The organism is Mesorhizobium sp. M7A.F.Ca.AU.002.02.1.1 (assembly GCF_003998535.1).
Lineage (GTDB): Bacteria > Pseudomonadota > Alphaproteobacteria > Rhizobiales > Rhizobiaceae > Mesorhizobium > Mesorhizobium ciceri.
On record NZ_RZPB01000961.1, the window covers coordinates 1 to 1,943 of the forward strand.

Below are 1,943 nucleotides of genomic sequence, written 5' to 3' on the forward strand. Positions count from 1 at the left end.
ACAGGTGTCGGCGCGCCGCGCTTTTCCGGCTGCGGCGGGCCGAGGCTCGGAGCATGGCTGCTCAACAGTACACGCAAAAGTGTTCCGCCGCGCACCGGCCTGGCCAGGAAGGTTGCGTAGCCGCTGGCGCGGAACTCGCCAAGCATGCCGCGATCTGTCGGCGCGATCAGCGTGATCGCCTCACAGTCGGAGAAACCGCTCTGGCGCAGGCGCTTGAGCAGCCTTCCGTCGCCTTCCTCCATCGCTGCATCGACCAGGATCGCGTCGCAGCCGGCGGCGAAAGGCGCGGCCTGTGCGGCGGTGGTGGCGATGTCGACCGCGCCACCGTTGGCACGGATGGTGCGGGCGATGGCGTCGGCCTCGACGGCGTTCTTCGACAGGATCACCACGCGTCTGCCCGAGAGAGCATTCTGGCGGCCCTGCGGCGCTTCGGTGGCCGCTGTCGCAGGGACTTCGAAGACGAACTCGGATCCCTGGCCGAGCCGGCTGGATACCGAGATCGTGCCACCCATGGCGGCCACCAGGCGCCTGGAGATGGCAAGGCCGAGGCCGGCCCCGCCATGTGTGCGTGTCGACGTGCCGTCGGCCTGCTCGAACTCCTCGAAAATGCGCTCCAGGTCGGCATCATGCAGGCCCGGACCGGTATCGGCGATGGTAAAGCATATGCGGTCGCTGGTTTCGGTGCGTGCGCGTGCAATGCTCACCAGCACGCCGCCGCTGTCGGTGAACTTGATGGCGTTGCCGATGAGGTTGAGAAGCACCTGCCTGACCTTGCCTGGATCGGCGGTGATCAATTGCGGCACGTCGGGTTCGACATGACAACCCAGCCCGATATCCTTGGCGAAGGCGCGCGCCGCCAGCAATTCGATGATGTTGTCGGCGATCTCGCGCACCGACATCGGCTGCGGCTCCGGGTCGAAACGCCCGGCTTCGATCTTGGAATAGTCGAGAAGATCCTCGATCAGGGCAAGCAATGCGCTGGCTGAGGTCGAGACGGCGCCGACATAGGTCTGCTGCTCCGGCGACAGGCTGGTGTCGGCGAGCAACCTGGCCATGCCCATGATGCCGTTCATCGGGGTGCGGATTTCATGGCTGACGGTGGCGAGGAAACGCGATTTGGCCTGGCTGGCATATTCGGCCCGTTCGCGTGCGGTGATCAGCGAGGACTCGGCGCGTTTGCGGGCGGTGATGTCGCGGGCGATGGCGCGGTGCGAAACCGCGCCACTGTCCTTGTCGCGCACCGACAGTTCGATCCAGGAGAACCAGCGCTGCCCGCTCGGCGTGCTGATAGAGACATCGGTGGAACTCAGGCACTCATGGTCGGAAAAGGCGGCATCGGGAACCATGCCGACCTCGATGCCGAGTTCCGCCAGGGTCTTGCCGGCAAGATCGCGCTGGTCGATCTCGACGAGATCGGCGAAGACCTTGTTGGCATAGACGATGTAGCCGTCGCGGTCGCGATGGATGACGAGATCTCCAAGCGCGTCGATCAGGCCACGAAAGCGCTCATCGCTCTCCTGCATCTCCCACATGCGGTCGGCCAGCGTCTCGATCTCGGCGCGGCTGCGGGCCGTGGTTTCGTCAAGAAGGGCGGCGGTGCGATGTTCGCTCCGCCTGGCGCGCAGATGCATGGCAAGGCCGGCTAGGCCGGTTGCGAGCAATGCAACGCTGATGAACATCGGTGCCCCGGTCAGGTGCGCCAGCCCGGCCATCACCACGATGGCGACGAATGTCAGAAAGGACAGGCCTTCGCGCCTGGAGAATTCCGGCTCGGGCACCAGCGGCGGCGCGGCGACGAAGCGCCGCGTCGACGCCGGCGGGAGCACCGCATCGACATCGTCGCCAGTGTCCGCCTGTTGGCTGCCGGATTGCGCGATCATGCGAAATTCTTGCCAGACAGAGCTTATGGAAAATTGCGGCGGATCGTTCCAATTTTAGCGGAT

1 protein-coding gene is annotated in these 1,943 nt (G+C 65.3%); it reads right to left on the minus strand.

Features of this window, described 5'->3' with window-relative positions; translation table 11 throughout:
- The coding region (locus EN879_RS33795; RefSeq protein WP_164774758.1) for a PAS domain-containing hybrid sensor histidine kinase/response regulator at positions 1-1,880 on the minus strand (1,880 nt) is incomplete at its 3' end.
- Positions 1,881-1,943 lie beyond the last annotated feature (63 nt).